This is a genomic window from Sphingomonas sp. Leaf242, from assembly GCF_001422045.1.
Classification (GTDB): domain Bacteria; phylum Pseudomonadota; class Alphaproteobacteria; order Sphingomonadales; family Sphingomonadaceae; genus Sphingomonas.
The window spans coordinates 153,734-169,870 of record NZ_LMLW01000007.1 but is presented as its reverse complement, the minus strand read 5'-3'; the positions used below and the strand labels follow the sequence as shown (position 1 = coordinate 169,870).

At 63.5% G+C, this 16,137-nt stretch carries 18 protein-coding genes; 11 read left to right on the top strand and 7 right to left on the bottom strand.

Translation table 11 applies throughout. The features are described 5' to 3' along the window. Positions 1–52 precede the first annotated feature (52 nt). The 3 genes from ASF09_RS05285 to ASF09_RS20195 form a co-directional block, all read right to left on the bottom strand. Complete coding sequence (locus tag ASF09_RS05285) at positions 53–1,066, bottom strand: SDR family oxidoreductase (RefSeq protein WP_060525252.1); 1,014 nt, start codon at positions 1,064–1,066, stop codon at positions 53–55. A gap of 5 nt (positions 1,067–1,071) precedes the next feature. Beyond that, positions 1,072–1,737, bottom strand: a complete 666-nt coding sequence (locus ASF09_RS05280; RefSeq protein WP_060525251.1) for an HAD family hydrolase — start codon at positions 1,735–1,737, stop codon at positions 1,072–1,074. Between the two features lie 213 nt (positions 1,738–1,950). After that, positions 1,951–2,220, bottom strand: a complete 270-nt coding sequence (locus ASF09_RS20195; protein ID WP_156359228.1) for a hypothetical protein — start codon at positions 2,218–2,220, stop codon at positions 1,951–1,953. A gap of 63 nt (positions 2,221–2,283) precedes the next feature. On the opposite strand from ASF09_RS20195, the gene ASF09_RS05275 reads away from it, so the two are divergent. From ASF09_RS05275 to ASF09_RS05255, 5 genes are all read left to right on the top strand, one after another. Next, positions 2,284–3,456 carry a zinc-dependent alcohol dehydrogenase gene (locus ASF09_RS05275; RefSeq protein ID WP_060525250.1) on the top strand — a complete coding sequence of 391 codons (1,173 nt, stop codon included), beginning with the start codon at positions 2,284–2,286 and terminating at the stop codon, positions 3,454–3,456. Positions 3,457–3,535: 79 nt separating this feature from the next. Next, positions 3,536–3,994 carry a hypothetical protein gene (locus tag ASF09_RS20655; RefSeq protein WP_200912526.1) on the top strand — a complete coding sequence of 153 codons (459 nt, stop codon included), beginning with the start codon at positions 3,536–3,538 and terminating at the stop codon, positions 3,992–3,994. A gap of 84 nt (positions 3,995–4,078) precedes the next feature. Then, positions 4,079–4,582: a ferritin-like domain-containing protein gene (locus tag ASF09_RS05265; protein WP_060525249.1), complete on the top strand. Its 504-nt coding sequence runs from the start codon at positions 4,079–4,081 to the stop codon at positions 4,580–4,582. Between the two features lie 54 nt (positions 4,583–4,636). Further along, entirely contained in the window at positions 4,637–4,930 is a 294-nt protein-coding gene (locus ASF09_RS05260; RefSeq protein ID WP_060525248.1) for a hypothetical protein, read from the top strand. A 186-nt stretch (positions 4,931–5,116) separates the two neighbouring features. Further along, positions 5,117–6,304 carry a DUF2252 family protein gene (locus ASF09_RS05255; protein ID WP_060525247.1) on the top strand — a complete coding sequence of 396 codons (1,188 nt, stop codon included), beginning with the start codon at positions 5,117–5,119 and terminating at the stop codon, positions 6,302–6,304. 61 nt (positions 6,305–6,365) lie between these two features. On the opposite strand, the gene ASF09_RS05250 is transcribed toward ASF09_RS05255, so the two are convergent. From ASF09_RS05250 to ASF09_RS05235, 4 genes are read right to left on the bottom strand one after another with little or no spacing between them, the layout of a single operon-like run. Further along, entirely contained in the window at positions 6,366–6,671 is a 306-nt protein-coding gene (locus ASF09_RS05250) for a cytochrome o ubiquinol oxidase subunit IV (RefSeq protein WP_060525246.1), read from the bottom strand. Then, the gene (locus ASF09_RS05245) at positions 6,668–7,294 is read right to left on the bottom strand and encodes a cytochrome c oxidase subunit 3 (protein ID WP_060525245.1); all 627 of its coding nucleotides are present in this window, start codon (positions 7,292–7,294) and stop codon (positions 6,668–6,670) included. Before ASF09_RS05245 ends, ASF09_RS05250 begins: the two co-directional genes overlap by 4 nt. Next, positions 7,291–9,390, bottom strand: coding sequence for a cbb3-type cytochrome c oxidase subunit I (locus tag ASF09_RS05240; RefSeq protein ID WP_082444098.1), 2,100 nt, complete (start codon positions 9,388–9,390; stop codon positions 7,291–7,293). Before ASF09_RS05240 ends, ASF09_RS05245 begins: the two co-directional genes overlap by 4 nt. Further along, positions 9,387–10,271 carry a ubiquinol oxidase subunit II gene (locus ASF09_RS05235; RefSeq protein WP_060525244.1) on the bottom strand — a complete coding sequence of 295 codons (885 nt, stop codon included), beginning with the start codon at positions 10,269–10,271 and terminating at the stop codon, positions 9,387–9,389. The genes ASF09_RS05240 and ASF09_RS05235 overlap by 4 nt, the downstream gene beginning before the upstream one ends. Positions 10,272–10,506: 235 nt before the next feature. Here ASF09_RS05235 and ASF09_RS05230 point away from each other — a divergent pair, with 235 nt between their 5' ends. From ASF09_RS05230 to ASF09_RS05205, 6 genes are all read left to right on the top strand, one after another. Further along, complete coding sequence (locus ASF09_RS05230; protein WP_060525243.1) at positions 10,507–11,595, top strand: alpha/beta hydrolase; 1,089 nt, start codon at positions 10,507–10,509, stop codon at positions 11,593–11,595. A 25-nt stretch (positions 11,596–11,620) separates the two neighbouring features. Continuing rightward, positions 11,621–12,106: a DUF4142 domain-containing protein gene (locus ASF09_RS05225; RefSeq protein WP_082444097.1), complete on the top strand. Its 486-nt coding sequence runs from the start codon at positions 11,621–11,623 to the stop codon at positions 12,104–12,106. A gap of 53 nt (positions 12,107–12,159) precedes the next feature. Beyond that, a complete protein-coding gene (locus ASF09_RS05220) occupies positions 12,160–12,738 on the top strand; it encodes an SRPBCC family protein (protein WP_060525242.1) in 579 nt (192 codons plus the stop codon). Then, positions 12,738–13,916 carry a zinc-dependent alcohol dehydrogenase gene (locus tag ASF09_RS05215; protein WP_060525241.1) on the top strand — a complete coding sequence of 393 codons (1,179 nt, stop codon included), beginning with the start codon at positions 12,738–12,740 and terminating at the stop codon, positions 13,914–13,916. The genes ASF09_RS05220 and ASF09_RS05215 overlap by 1 nt, the downstream gene beginning before the upstream one ends. 127 nt (positions 13,917–14,043) lie before the next feature. Next, positions 14,044–14,829, top strand: a complete 786-nt coding sequence (locus tag ASF09_RS05210; RefSeq protein WP_060525240.1) for an SDR family NAD(P)-dependent oxidoreductase — start codon at positions 14,044–14,046, stop codon at positions 14,827–14,829. An 88-nt stretch (positions 14,830–14,917) separates the two neighbouring features. Next, positions 14,918–16,078 carry a glycosyltransferase family 4 protein gene (locus ASF09_RS05205; RefSeq protein WP_235529644.1) on the top strand — a complete coding sequence of 387 codons (1,161 nt, stop codon included), beginning with the start codon at positions 14,918–14,920 and terminating at the stop codon, positions 16,076–16,078. Positions 16,079–16,137 lie beyond the last annotated feature (59 nt).

Genomic DNA, 16,137 nt, shown 5'->3' with positions numbered 1-16,137 from the left:
GGACGAGCACGGCATCGAAGTCGCGCGGCCCCCGTGCATTCGATATCTGGCGTTACCGGCTGGTATCCTTCGGCCGGCTCAATGCAACCGCGATCCCGGCTCCGACGACACCGAGCAACAGAATGGCGGGGTGAAGTTTCTGTGCCTGCAATACCGTGCTCGATTTGCGTGCGTGGACGTCCTGGCTGCCGCGCAATGCATCGACGCGCGGGGCGTAGAGGTTGTCGCGCCGCGCGGGGTCGCCGGGATCTTCGGGCTTCTGCTGCGCGACGGTGCCGACCAACTCCATGATCTTGTCGCTCAATCTTGGCGCCGCGCGCGAAAGCAGCGAGGACAGCAAGCCGCCGCCCCCGGCATACAGCGTCCGCCGCGGCGTCTCGCACGCGAACAGCACCGCGTCGGCGACGACCGAAGGCGCATAGAGCGGCGGCGGCAGGCGCGGCGGCTGGTCCATGAAGTTGCGCGCATGCTCGGGGAACGGCGTGTCGATCGCGCCCGGCTTGATCAGCGTGACCGAGATGTCGGCCCCCTCCTGCTCCAGTTCCATCCGCAACGTATCGGTCAGCGCCTGCACCGCATGCTTGGTCGCGCAATACGGCCCCTGCTCGACGATCGCTCGGTCGCTGAGGATCGAACCCACATTGATGATCGCCCCGCCGCGGCCGCGCAGATGCCGCGCGGCGACCAGCGATCCATGCAGCACGCCGAAATAATTGACGTCGAACACGCGGCGGTGATCGGCAACGGGCACTTGTTCCAGTGTGCCATAGGTGCCTGTACCGGCGTTGTTGACCCAGCTGTCGAACCCGCCGAACGCCTCGACCGCGACAGCGGCAACCCGCTCGACCGCCGCCATGTCGCTGACGTCCGCGACGCAGATCGCGATACGTTCGCCTTTCGCCGACAGGCGATCGCGGAGTGCCTCCAGTGCCGCCTTGTTACGCGCAGTCGCGACGACCGCGGCACCGCGGCGCACGGCTTCCTCAACGATCGCGAGTCCGTTGCCGCTGGTTGCGCCTGTGACGACGATGATCTGGTCGCGGAGGGGTTTAAGTGTAAGGCCCATGTCGATCAGCGTCCCAGCGGCGAGGTTGCATAGCCGGCGAGCAAGGCCGCAACGTCGTCGTAGATCGCGATCGCGCCTGCTGCGTGCAGTTGCTCGTCCTTGAACTTGCCCGAACGGACCGCGACCGCGGCGATCCCGCACTTGGCCGCCGCCTCAATGTCATAGGGCGTGTCGCCGACGACGATCACCTTGGTGGGATCGATCCCCGGCAGCTTATTCAGAGCGGTTGCGAAGATGTCGGGCGCGGGCTTGGTCTTCTCGACATCGTCACTGCTCGTCGTCGCGGCGATCAGGTCGCGTGCGCCGAGCAGGTCTATGTAATGGTCGAGTTCTGCCTCGGAGGCCGACGAGGCCAGGACGACGCGTTGCCCCAGGCCATGCGCGTGTACCAGCAGGTCGTGCGCGTGCGCGAACGGCTTGGCGGTCTCCAGGTATTTCGCCTTGAAGATCGCACCGTGCGTGTCGCCGAGCTTTTCCTGCTGCTCCTCGTCCGCATCAGGCAACAGCGTCGGCACGAGCATGTCCGTCCCCTTCCCGATCTGGTCGTGGATCACCTGGCAGTCGAACGAAGCGTCGACGGTCGCGAATGCCTCCTCCCAGGCGAGGACGTGCATGTCGTTGGTGTCGACCAGCGTACCGTCGATATCGAAGAGAATGGCTTTGATCTGCATAGGTCATCCCAAATCTGGTTCGTGCACCCGCCAGCCGGAACGCCGCAGCCCGATTGCAGGCGTGGCGGTCAACGGCTTCGGCAGAGTGCGATAGCGTCCTAACGGCTCACGCTCCGAATTGACCCACGCTTGGGCAAACTTGGCGATGCGATCTCCGATCAGGATGATGATCCAAAGCATCCATGTCGCAGCCGCAACGACATCGCGTAACAATCAATCTTGCCAAGTCATTACGATGTATGAGATTTTCGCCTTATCAGCACAATTTGATTTAGGCGAACCAATACTGATACCAATCAATATGAAATATAAATGGCGGATATTGGCGTGAAGCAGGAACGATGACGCCACGTTGATCGCTATACGCCCCAGGATACGCTCACGCTGACGGCAACGACGCGGAAACGTCGCGGCCGAGACATCGTGGCGACAGTGCATAGTGTTGATGATGATCAGGCGGCGTTTGCGCCATTGCCGATTCATGTCTGATGCGATGTCGTGTCGTGCGTGAGCACTAGGCTACAATTCTATCACGGAGACTTTCTGATGCGCGCACTGGTTTGGCATGGAAAAGGCGACGTACGCGTCGATACTGTTGCAGATCCCGAGATCAAGCATCCGCGCGATGCGATCATCAAGGTCTCGGCCTGCGCGATCTGCGGGTCCGATCTTCATCTGCTCGACGGATACCAGCCTACGATGCAGGCAGGCGACATTCTCGGCCACGAGAACATGGGCGTCGTCGTCGCGATCGGCTCGGAAGTCACCAATCTGAAGATCGGCGACCGCGTCGTCGTGCCGTTCACGATCAGTTGCGGCGATTGCTTCTTCTGTCGCAAGGGGCTGTTCTCGGCGTGCGAGCGGACCAACCCGAACGCCGAGATGGCGATCAAGGCGATGGGTCATTCGCCTGCCGGACTGTTCGGGTTCAGCCACATGCTGGGCGGCTATTGCGGTGGCCAGGCCGAGTATCTGCGCGTGCCGATGGCGGATATCGGCCCGATCAAGGTGCCCGACAGCGTCACCGACGAGCAGGCGCTGTTCCTATCCGACATCTTCCCGACCGGCTACATGGCCGCCGAGAATGCGCAGATCGAGCCGGGCGATACCGTGGCGATCTGGGGCTGCGGCCCGGTCGGCCAGTTCGCGATCCGTTCGGCGCTGATGCTGGGCGCGGGCCGCGTGATCGCTATCGACGAGGTGCCCGAGCGTCTCGCGATGGCCGAGGCCGGCGGGGCTGAGACGATCAACTTCGCCGAGGTCGACAGCGTCTATGACGAACTCCAGTTCCGCACCAAGGGCCGTGGCCCTGATAGCTGCATCGACGCGGTCGGCGCAGAGGCTTCGGGTCATGGCGCGATGGATGCGGTGATCGACAAGGTGAAGGCGGCGACGTTCCTCGCGACCGACCGCGTGCACGTGCTGCGCGAGGCGATCATGAGCTGCCGGATGGGCGGCACGGTGTCGATCCCCGGCGTCTATGTCGGGATGGGCGACAAGATCCCGATCGGCGCGATGATGAACAAGGGTCTGACGATCAAGACCGGTCAGACTCACGTTCAAGCCTATACCAAGCCGCTGCTCGCGCGGATCGAAGCAGGCGATATCGACCCGAGCTTCGTCGTGACGCACCCGGCCAGCCTCGAGGATGCGCCGGAGATGTACCAGAAGTTCCGCGACAAGCAGGACGGCGTCATCAAGGTCGTGCTCCGGCCCTAACTCCGTCCCGAGCCGGTCCGCTCCCGTCGAGTGGACCGGCTCCATTGTTTTGACCCGCTACATTCAGAAGGACGTACCGATGAGTGACAAGGTTCAGACCCCCGTGCCCGGCAACCCTGTTAGCAAGGGCGCACCCGACGGCGTCTCGGACTCGCCGCGCGGCAACGATGACGTCCACGGCCGCAGCGAGGGCGGCGAAAGCGGCGGCGGGTCCTATCCCAACCCGCATGCCGGCAAGACCGATACGAACACCGGTTTCATGGCGCATGGCGGGCAAACCGACATCGCCTATCACGGCGGTGGCCAGGCAGGCGAAGACGGCGGCAATGCCGGAAACGGAGTCGCAGGCTCGGGCGGCGGTGACGGCACGACGATTGCCGCCGACCCTGATGCGGACCGCGAGCCGCATGCGATCGCGGCCGAAGGTCGCACGATCGAGGTCGTCGAGACGTCGGGCATCGCCGAAGCCGAGGCCAGCGGCAAGATCGGTACCGATGCCGACTATGAGGACGAGCAGAAGCAGCCCGGCGCCGGCTGAGGTCGCCGCGCCCAAGTCTGCATTTCCCGCAATTCAAAACCAGCCGCCGCGCATCCCGCTCGGTGGAATCACGAGGATGATCCCATGTCTGCACCCGAAGATCTCCAGGAAATCTACACCGACGAGCTGAAGGATCTGTGGTCCGCGAACGACCAGATGAAGAAGGTCTTGAAGAAGATCACGTCGAAGGCGAGCGACGCATCGCTGAAAGACATGCTGACCAAGTCGCAGGCGGATATCGAGACGCATACCGACCTGCTCAAGGACCTGATCGCGTCGAACGACGAGAAGGTCTCGAAGGAGCATTGCAAGGGCATGGAAGGCCTCGTCGCCGAAGCCACCAAGCATGTGCTCGAAGAAGGTCCCGAAAAGGGTCCGCTGCTCGATGTGATGATCATCGCGCAGTATCAGCGGATGACTCATTACGGGATCGCGGGGTTCGGCACGGCGACGGCGTACGCCAAGGCGCTGGGGCTCAAGGACGACCACAAGAAGCTCAGCGCGGCCACCAAGGACATCTACGGTGGCGACGAATACATGACGAAGCTCGCCGAGACGACCGTCAACATCGACGCCGAAGACGAATGAGATGATCGCCCGCTGGCACCAATCCGGCGGGCTACTACCCGATCCACGCAGACGATGGAAGCGACGACGATGACGACCTACCCTTTGAGCGAACCGGCTACGATCTATGCGGCGGAACCGTCCGGCGATGCGACGTCAGAAGCGGTGGGACAAGGAACGCTGGAAAAGTGCGTGGATATCGTCGCCGATCTTTCCGCGGACGAGCAAAAATCGGTCATCATCCAGATGGATGACATCGACCTCAAGTTCGGCCCCGAGGAAATCAGCGAACTTTTACGGTTTCTGCGGGAGGAAACCCCAGGCCTTTCGAACACGGAGATAGCCGAGGTGAAGAGCGCCGATCTGTAAGGTGCAGATGGGTGTTGCGATGCCGGGCGATGAATTGCTATCGGCGACGGCCAGTCAGGACGGTGGCTGACCGTCACCTCTCATCACCCGGCCAATTCGGCGGTTACCTGACCCCGGTCTTCGTAGTCACGATGACCGCCGGTGAGGCAGGCGCCGATCCCTCTTTACTCTCTAGAAAGCGAACTCATGGCCGTGGCTCCCGACGAACGCTCGGCCGTGCTCGAACGAACCCGCGCCCTCAAGATGGCGCGGTCGGTCCACGCCTATGTCCGCGGAAACACTGCACAGTTCTATCAATGGCTTGAGGAGTCTCCCGTCGATGCCGGCATTCCGGAAGGTCCGGCGATCTGGATTTGCGGCGACTGTCATCTTGGCAATCTCGGGCCGGTGGCCGATGCCGATCATCGCGTCGACATCCAGATACGCGATCTGGACCAGACCGTCATCGCCAATCCCGCCTACGACCTCATCCGCCTTGGCCTATCGCTCGAAACGGCGGCACGCAGTTCGGATCTGCCGGGCGTCACGACGGCACGGATGATCGAGGCGATGGTCGACGGGTATTGCCGGGCGCTGACACCGACCGTCGATGACGATCCGCGCGAACCCGACGTCGTCCGATCGGTAAGGCGCGAGGCGATCGGTAGACGGTGGCGCCATCTCGCGAAGGACCGTCTCGAGGACGTCGAGCCTAACATTCCGCACAACAAACGCTTCTGGAAGCTTTCGCGCGCGGAGAAGAGCGAGATCGTCGCGCTGTTCGGCGAGGATTCGGTTCGCGCGCGATGCATGGAGCTGGCCGGTGTTGCCGGCGACGGGAAACTTCGGGTGGTCGACGCTGCCTATTGGCGGAAGGGGTGCAGTTCGCTCGGCCACCTTCGTTTCGCGGTGCTGATCGGCATCTCGCACGGCAAGGCAAAGGATGAACGGCTGGCGCTGGTCGATATCAAGGAGGCCGTGGCCTCCGTCGTACCGGTAACGAGCGAGACGACGATGCCGCGCGATGCGGGCGAGCGGGTGCTCGCCGGGGCTACCGCGCTGTCGCCGAACCTGGGTCAGCGAATGGTCGCGGCGCACCTGATGGGCAAGCCTGTCTTCCTGCGCGAACTGGCGCCGCAGGACCTCAAGATCGAGGTCGAACAATTCAGTCGCAAGGAAGCGGTCGCCGCCGCGTCCTATCTGTCGTTCGTCGTGGGCCAGGCGCACGCCCGACAACTCAGCGACGACGCCCGACTGGCATGGCGCGACACGCTGACCGCCCGCGATGAGAAACTCGATGCGCCGTCATGGCTATGGCAAGCCATCGTCGCGATGGCCGGAGCACATGAAGTGGGCTATCTCGAACACTGCCGCCGCTTCGGCGCGGAGGGGTAAGGTCTTCCGCTATTCATTCATGACATAGCGTGATCGTGATGCAGTCGGGCCGGTGATGCGCTTACCCCATCATCCGCCCACGCAGGTTGAACAGGATCACCAGCGTTCCCGACACCATCAGTGCGATGATCAGCGCGGAGAAGAGGATCAGTTGCAGGTCGTGCCGCGAGGAACGCTTCAGGCTGATGTGGAGGAAACAGCGGAACTGCACCGCCATCTGGACGAGCCCCAGCGCCAGCACGGTGCCGAAGATCGCGCGTGCGCCGAACGACGGCCAACGGACCATCGCGAAGGCCGCCACCGTCAGCGCGAACGACAGGCCGTAGCCGACCGCATAGGTGCGCAGCTCGCGGGTCCGGTCGCTCATCTGATGTTCCCTTGCAGATAGACGACCGAGAAGATCGCGATCCAGACGATGTCGAGCAGGTGCCAGAACAGCCCCAGCCGCAACAGGTTGATCCTAACCCGCGCATCCAAGCCATAGGCGCAGACCTGGGCGATCATCACGACCAGCCAGAAGCACGCGACCGCGACGTGGAGTCCGTGCAGCCCGACCAGCGCGAAGAACGACGACAGGAAGCCACTGCGCATCGGATAGGCGCCGTGCGCGAACATTGTCGCGAAGTCGTTCGCCTCGAGCACGAGGAAGACGAGGCCGAGACCCAGCGTCGCACCGAGCCAGCCGAACAGCACGCGGCGCGGTTCGTCGTACTTCATCGCGATCGTCGCGCGGCCGAACGTCGCGCTGCTCGTCAGCAACAGCAGCGTCTCGACGAACGCGGGCAGCAGCTTGAATTCGGATGCGGGTGTCGGGCCGCCGACGGTGCTGGCGATCATCGTGCCGTAGGTTGCGAACAGCAGTGCGAAGATCACCGCGTCGCTCATCAGGAATATCCAGAAGCCGAAGATCGCGTTCTCCGCCTGGTCCTGCGTCAGCGCGCCGGTGTCGCCGAGGTTGAGGCCGGCATGCGCCAGTTCGGGTTCGCTCACGCCACGATCTCCGCGAGGCCACGATTGACGGCGGCGGTCTCCAACTGGCGCGGAATCGCGGGCGTCGCCCGGACGCGCGTGAGCCAGGCTTCATGATCGCGCGCAATCTCCGCAGCGGGGATCGTGCGATGCTGGTCGCGACCGAAGCTGCGCAGCACGACCGCCGCGACGATCACCTGGAGCGCGACGATGGTCAGTCCCCAGATCTCCCAGATCAGGCCGAACGCGGCGACCGCGGCGGCGAGCCCGATCACGACGCTGGTCGCACTGCCCTTCTGCACGACGATGTCCCCGTAAGCCGCTGGTGAGGCGTAGGGATCGGGCTGGCCCTCGTCATGCTTGTGATCGTAGAACGGGTTGCGCCCGTCGATCAGCGGCAGCACCGCGAAATTATACTCGGGCGGCGGTGCGCTGACCGACCATTCGAGCCCGCGGCCATCCCACGGGTCGCCCGCTTCGACCTGCGTCGCGGCACGGTTGCGGATGCTCACCCACAACTGGATGCCGAGCGACGTCAGTGCCGCCAGCAGGACGAACGCGCCGACGCCGGCGACGTACAGCCACGGCCGGAACGACGGTTCGAAGATCGCCTGCGTCCGCCGCGCCATCCCGCTTGCGCCGAGTACGTACAGCGGGAAGAAGGCGAGGTAGAAGCCGACAACCCAGCAGGTGAACGCGATCCTTCCCCAGCGCTCGTCGAGGCGAAACCCAAACGCCTTCGGAAACCAGTAATGATAGCCCGCGAGCATCCCGTAGAGCAGCCCCGGGATCAGCATGTTGTGGAAATGCGCGACCAGAAACAGCGTGTTGTGGACGAGGTAATCGAGCGGCGGCATCGCCAGGATGATGCCGGTGAAACCGCCCAGCACGAACGTCATCATGAACGCGAGCGCGTATAGCATCGGCACGGTAAAGCGCACCTCGCCGCGAAACATCGTCCAGATCCAGTCGTAGATCTTCACGCCGGTCGGCACGCCGATCGTCATCGTCGCGATCCCGAAAGCCGCGTTGACGTTGGCCGACTGCCCCATCGTGAAGAAATGATGGACCCACACGGTGAAGCTCAGCACCGCGATCGCCATCGTCGCGATCACCAGCGAGGTGTAGCCGTACAGATCCTTGGTCGAGAAGGTCGACACGACTTCCGAATACACGCCGAACGCGGGCAGGATCAGGATGTAGACCTCGGGATGACCGAACAGCCAGAACATGTTGGCATAGTTCATCATGTTGCCGCCAAGGTCGTTGGTAAAGAAATGGAACCCCAGATAGCGGTCGAGCGCGAGCAGCAGCGTGGCGACGGTCAGCGGCGGCATCGCGAAGATCATCAGGATCGACGTGCACAGGCTGGTCCATGCGAACATCTGCATCCGCATGAACCGCATGCCGGGCGCGCGCAGCTTGTAGACCGTGCAGGCGATGTTGATCCCCGCCATCGTCGAGCCGATCGACCCCAATGTAACCGCCCAGATCCAGTAGTCGACACCCACGCCGGGGCTGAACGCGCGCTCGGTATAGGGCGGGTAGCCGCTCCAACCACCGGTCGAGAACTCACCGACGACGAGGCTCGCCATCATCAGCCCTGCGGCGCCGATCGTCAGCCACAGCGCGATCGAATTGGCCCAGGGAAACGCCATGTCGCGCGCGCCGATCTGGAGCGGCAGGACGTAATTGATCATCCCCGTCAGGAACGGCATCGCCATGAAGAAGATCATGATCGAGCCGTGCGTCGAGAATAGCTGGCCGAAATGATCGGGCGTCAGGAAGCCTGGGTTCTCGATCGCGACCGCCTGCTGCATCCGCATCAGCACCGCCTCGACCAGCGCGCGCGACAGCATCACGAACGCGACGACGATATACATGATGCCGATCTTCTTGTGATCGAGGCTGGTGAGCCACTCGGTCCATAGATAGCGCCACTTGCCATAGCGCGTCAGCAGCGCGGCGACGACGACCGCGCCGACCACCACCAGCGCACCCGCGAACGCGCCGATGATCTCGCTGATCGTCGGGTTCTCCCAAGCGCGCACGAACGGCAGGTCCTGCCAGCCGAACCGGCCGAGCACGGCGGGCCAGAGGGGAACGGAAACGGTCATCGAACGGCTTTCTGCGAGGAACGGGGCGGAGAAGAATGGGTCATGCCGCCGGTCGCGGCGACGACGTGGTCGAACAGGTTCGGCGTGACATGCGCGAACTCGACGGGGTGCGTGATGATCGACCGCGCGGACAGCCGCCGCCACGTCTGCGCATCGAGCGTGCGCTTGCCGCTTCGTGCAGCCGCCGCCCAGCGATCGTATTCCGCCGGCGACACCGCAACGACCTCGAACTTCTGCTGCTGGAAGCCGGCACCGTTATACTGCGTGTTCTCGCCGCGGAACCGTCCCGGCCGGTGCGCCTGGATATTCAGCTCGGTCGTCATGCCGCCCATCGCATAGATCTGCCCGGCGAGCTGCGGGATCAACATCGACTGCATCACCGTGCCGCTGGTCAGCCGGATGTGCACCGGACGCCCGGCGGGAATGGTGAGCCGATCGACCGACGCGACGCCGAGGTCGGGATAGACGAACACCCATTTCCAATCGAGCGCGATCGCCTGCACCTCGACCGGCGCCACGCCCGGCAACCGCCGATACGGATCGTCGATCTGCGTCCAGTGCCACAGCAGTACGGCGAGTCCGATGACGATCCCGGCGGGCGGAATCCAGATCAAGCCTTCCACCCACCATGAGAAATTCCACTTCGGCCGGTACGCGTCGCTACGGTTGGACAGCCGGTAATGCCACGCGAACAGCGGCGTCAGCAGCAGCACCGGTCCGGCGACGAACAGCAGCACGATCGACACGGTGAAGAACAGGTCGCGCTCATGCCCGGCCACCGGCCCCTGCGGATTGAGGAACCCGTGCGACAGCGCCGTGCAGCCGCCCAGACAGGCCAGCAGGACCGGGAGTGAAGCCAGATGCCGCCTTTTTCGTTTCACTCGTCCGAACTCCTGAGCATCTCGCCGCCCTAGCGCCAACATGATCGCGCAGCCCATCGCCGTAGCAGCGACCGGCGGTCGCGTCCTTCTCTTAAAGGCTCTCCACGGCAAAGTTGCAGGCCGCCGCCAACTAGTTGTTTGACTTCGATTAAGTTGGATGAATCTAAGGCCTTATTCGCGGAACGATCCGCCGAGGCTCCTGTTGAGGTTTCAACCATAAACAGGGTAAATAATCATGACGTTGAAGCTTCTGGTTGCGGCCGCGCTGATCGGGACATCCGGTGCGGCGATCGCGCAATCCACCACGTCCACCAACGCACCGCCGCCGCCCACTCCGCCCCGCATCGCGACGCAACCACCAGTGGCGGCGTCGGATATGCAAGCGGTCCTCGATCAGTTGCCGATGCTCGGTGCCAAACCGATCGAGACGCTGACTCCGGTCAAGGCACGGATCCAGCCATCGGCCGCCGATGCGGCGCATGCGGTGATGCGCCAGAAGGGCCTCTCGACCGCGCCCGATCCGGCGGTCACGACGCAGGACCTGCCCTATGGCAGCGATCCGATGCAGTTCGCGCGCATCTACAAACCCGCTGCCGCGACCGGCGCGCCGATGCCGGTCGTCGTCTATTATCACGGTGGCGGCTGGGTGATCGCCGACGTCAACACGTACGACGCCGCGCCGCGCCTGCTCGCCAAGCAGTTGAATGCGATCGTCGTGTCAGTCGAATACCGCCATGCCCCGGAATTCAAGTTCCCGGCACAGCATGACGACGCCTTCGCCGCGTATCGCTGGGTCCTGCAGAACGCGCAGTCCTGGGGTGGCGATACCAGCAAGATCGCGCTCGCCGGCGAAAGCGCGGGCGGCAATCTCGCGGTCGCTACGGCGATCTATGCGCGCGATAACAATTTGACCAAGCCGGTGCATATTCTGTCGGTTTATCCGATCGCGAACAGCAGCATGGACCTGCCGTCGCGCAAGGATTCCGCAAACGCCAAACCGCTCAACACCGCGATGCTCAAGTGGTTCGGCAATTACTACACGTCGTCGATGGCGGACATGCAGGACCCGCGTCTGAACCTTGTCGGCGCGAACCTGCGCGGCCTGCCTCCGACCACGATCGTAAACGCGCAGATCGATCCGCTGCGCTCGGACGGCGAGACTTTGGCGGCGGCGATGAAGTCGGCGGGCGACAAAGTCGAACAGCGCACCTTCCCCGGCGTCACGCATGAGATGTTCGGCATGGGGGCGGTCGTCCGCGGTGCCTACGACACCAACCAATACGCCATCGGCCGCCTCAAGGCAGCATTCGGCATCCGCAACTAACCGATCACGAAAGAGGAAGATTACCATGAAGACTCTGATGATGTCCGCCGCGTTCGGCGCAGCAATTCTGGCGACTCCCGCGATGGCGCAGGTCATGACCCCGAGCGAATACGTCATGACGGCGGGCGCAAGCGATCTGTACGAGATCACGTCGAGCAAGGTCGTGCTCGAGACGACGCAGAACCCGGCGTTGCGCGACTTTGCGCAGACGATGGTGACGCAACACACCAAGAGCACCGCCGACGTGAAGGCCGCTGCAATGAAGTCGCGCGTCAAGGTCGCGCCGCCCAAGCTCACCCCGCTCCAGCAGGAACTCGTCACCGAACTCCGTGCCGAGAAGGGCACCGCGCGCGACGCGGCCTATGTCGCGCAGCAGAAGGCGGCGCATGGCCAGGCGCTGGCCGTGCAGAAGGCGTACGCGACGGAGGGCACCGCGCCTGCGCTGAAGACCACGGCCGCAGCGATCGTACCGGTCGTCGAGCATCACATCATGATGCTGAAGGCGATGTAATCGGCGCACACGAGCCACCCTCACGCGCCATATCAAGGACAGGATGAACCGACATGACGGACGACAGAACCGTTCATACCGACGCTCCACCGAGTACGTGGAAAAAGGGCGATGCCCTCGCGGAGTCCGGCATTCCCGACGAAAAGGGTGGCTCGATCGTCGCGCGTGCCGTGACGATCAACCGGCCGGTTGGCGAAGTCTTCGCGTATTTCCGCGACTTCGCCAACCTGCCGACGTTCATGGAGAACGTCGAACGGATCGATATTCTGAGCGACACGCGGTCGCACTGGGTGGTGAAGGCGCCGGCCGGCAAGACCGTCGAATGGGATGCGGTCGTGACTGAGGAGACGCAGGACAGCGTCATCGCCTGGACGTCCGAGCCCGGCGCCGATGTCGCGAACAGCGGCCGGGTCGAGTTCCGCGATGCCGGCCCGCGCGGCACGGTCGTCACGGCGACCATCGCCTATGATCCGCCGGGCGGCGTGATCGGCAAGCTGATCGCCAAGATGTTCCAGCGCGAACCCGCCATCCAGGCACGCCGCGACCTGAGGCGCTTCAAACAATTGATGGAAACCGGCGAGATCGCGACCGCCGCGATGACCCGCAAGCAACGCGAAGAGGAGATGGCCTGATGCGCGCTTTGGCATGGCACGGTAAGCACGACGTCCGCGTCGATACCGTCGACGACCCCGAGATCGTCAATCCGCGCGACTGCATCATCAAGGTCACCGCGACCGCGATCTGCGGCTCCGACCTGCATCTGTACGATGGTTACATCCCGACGATGCAGGCAGGCGACATTCTCGGTCACGAATTCATGGGCGAAGTCGTCGAGGTCGGCGCGAAGTCGACGCTGAAGAAAGGCCAGAAGGTCGTCGTCCCGTTCACGATCGCGTGCGGCAGCTGCTATCACTGCGGCAAGCATCAATATTCGGCCTGCGACAACGGTCTCCCCGCCGATAACCAGGATATCGCGCAGGAACTCTACGGTCAGCCGATGGCCGGCCTGTTCGGCTATAGCCACATGACCGGCGGTTATGCGGGCGGCCAGGCGGAATATGTCCGCGTACCGTTCAGCGACGTCGGGCCGATCGTGATCCCCGACGGTGTCGAGGACGAGAAGGTGCTGTTCCTCTCCGACATCTTGCCGACCGGCTGGATGGCAGCGGAGAATGCGCAGATCGAACCGGGCGACACCGTCGCGGTCTGGGGTTGCGGTCCGGTCGGGCTGTTCGCGGTGCAGTCGGCATTCCTGATGGGCGCCGAACGCGTCATCGCGATCGATCATTTCCCACACCGCCTTGAGTTGGCAAAGAAGTTCGGCGCCGAGACGATCAACTACGAGGAAAGCGCGGTCTACGAAGCGCTGATGGTGATGACCGGCGGGATCGGTCCCGATGCGGTGATCGATAGCGTCGGCCTGGAGGCACACGGCTTCTTCGTCGACAACGTGATCGACCAGATCAAGGCGTCGACCTTCCTCGGCACCGACCGCGCACATTCGATCCGCCAGGCGATCATCGCCTGTCGCAAGGGCGGGCGGGTATCGATGCCGGCGGTCTATGGCGGGTTCATCGACAAGTTCCCGCTCGGTGCGCTGATGGAGAAGGGGCTGACGCTCAAGACCGGTCAGACGCACGTCCAGCATTACATGCCCGCGCTTCTCAATGCGATCATGGAAGGCAAGATCGACACGACCTTCCTGATCTCGCACCGGATGGACCTGGAGGACGCGCCAAAGGGCTACGACATGTTCAAGAACAACCAGAACGAAGTGACCAAGGTCGTGCTCAAGCCCGGCTTCAACTGACTTTGCTCCCCTCCCTGAAAGGGAGGGGCTGGGGGTGGGTTGGCTCGTAAGTAAACCGCAGCCCCCCGCCCCGAACCGACCCACCCCTGCCCCTCCCTTCCAGGGGGGGGTGAACAAGGAACATGACATGGCCGATAAATTCGCGATCATAACCGGTGCCTCGACGGGCATCGGTTTCGAACTCGCCACGCTCGCGGCGAAGGACGGCTACGACATCCTCGTCGTCGCCAACGAAGCGCTGATCCAGTCCGCCGCCGCCGACTTCAAGCAGTTCGGCACCGACGTCGCAGCGGTCGAGGCGGACCTGTCGACGATCGAGGGCGTCGATGCGCTGCTCGCCGCGACCAACGGGCGGAAAGTTGACATATTGTGCGCCAATGCCGGCCACGGGCTTGGCCACGGCTTCCTCGACCAGAAGGTCGACGACTGGCGCAACGTGATCAACACCAACATCACCGGCACGCTGTACCTTCTGCAGAAGGTGATGCCGGCGATGGTAGCGCGTAATGACGGCAAGGTGCTCGTGACCGGGTCGGTGGCAGGTTACATCCCTGGCGCGTTCCAGGCGGTCTACAACGGCTCGAAGGCGTTCATCGACAGCTTCACCGAGGCACTGCGCAACGAGATCAAGGATGCGGACGGCGTCACGCTGACCACGCTGATGCCGGGGCCGGTCGATACCGAATTCTTCGATCGCGCGGACATGAACGACACGTCGGTCGGCGCCGATCCGAACAAGCGCGATCCGGCCGACGTCGCCAAGGACGGCTGGGATGCGCTGATGAGCGGGAAGGCGTCGGTCTTCTCGGGCTTTATGACGAAGGTACAGGGCGTGCTCGCCAACGTCATCCCGGGCTCGGTGCTCGCCGAACAGCATCGGAAGATGGCCGAACCCGGCAGCGCCAAGGACTGATCGGCCGCTTGTCAGACGGTCTTGCAATACTCGGTGGTGCCCAGTCTCGATAGGACTGGGCACCACGTCGATGAGGGGGAAATTACAGATGGCGGCACCGTTGACGGCTCGGCGATCGGTCGTCGTCATCAGCGATTGGGTCGATGGCCCGCATCCCGAGCACGACCACCCGTCATCCTCCAAGCTGCCGGCACACGCAGTCGCCCCGGTCAGTCAGCCATGGACCGGCGATCTTGCCCCCGCGGAGGTGATGGGCGGATATCTGGAGCGGCTACCACTTGCTTTGGTCGCTGCCGGCATCGTCGATCAGGCCGAAATCTGGCATCATTGGCGCGGCGAGGACGAGCCTCCATTCCGCAGGGACAATGCCGTTCTGGCGCGCCGCGCTTTCCGGATCGACGGCGAGCATGCCCCCTTTGCCTCGTCGCAAATGCATGCGTTCGTTGAGGCGTTCGGCGCGCCGCACATCCTCGTCGTGTTAGGCTTGGGCGTCGCGCCCCACCTGCTCGAACTCTGCGCGAACAGCATCATCCTCTACAATTCGATCGACGCGCCATCGCTGCGCGTACCTCGGCAAGTCAGCGAGCATTTCGATCTCGTCCTGACCGGCGCGCAGTGGCAGTCGGACGAGGTCGAGGCGCGCCACCCCGGCATGCGCATCGCGATCCTGCCGGTCGGTCCCGAATTCGCCGCGGTCGACCAGTTCCGTCCGCTCGGCACGCCCAAGGACGTCGACCTGATCTACGTCGCCGCCGCGCAACCGTACAAGCGCCACGACATCCTGTTCGACGCGCTCGCGCAGCTTCCGCGCGACGTCCGCGCGCTGTGCGTGTTCGGATACGGCGAGGATGCCGACGCATTCCGCCACCGCGCCTGCGATCAGAACCTTTCGATCGAGTTCGTCGGACCGCCGGGCGTGCCTATCGAAGAGGTCAATCGCCTGATGAACCGCGCCAGGTTCGGCGTCGTCTGCGGCATCGACGACGGCGCGCCTGCGATTCTCACCGAATACATGCTCGCCGGCCTGCCGGTGCTCGCCAATGCGGAATTACGCTGCGGATTGCAGTTCATCCTGCCCGAGACCGGCATGACGGCTTCGACGAACGGGTTTGCCGATGCAATTCTTACAATGCGCGAAACCTACGAAGAATATCGGCCCCGCCAGGCCGTGTTGGAACGTTGGACTTGGCAGCATAGCATCGTGCGTTTGAGGGCAATTATCCAGCAAATACATGATGCAAAGCAATGACATTTACATAGTCAGGTTTGAGGTGTGGGCTTAGGTTCGATCGACAACGCGGATAACCG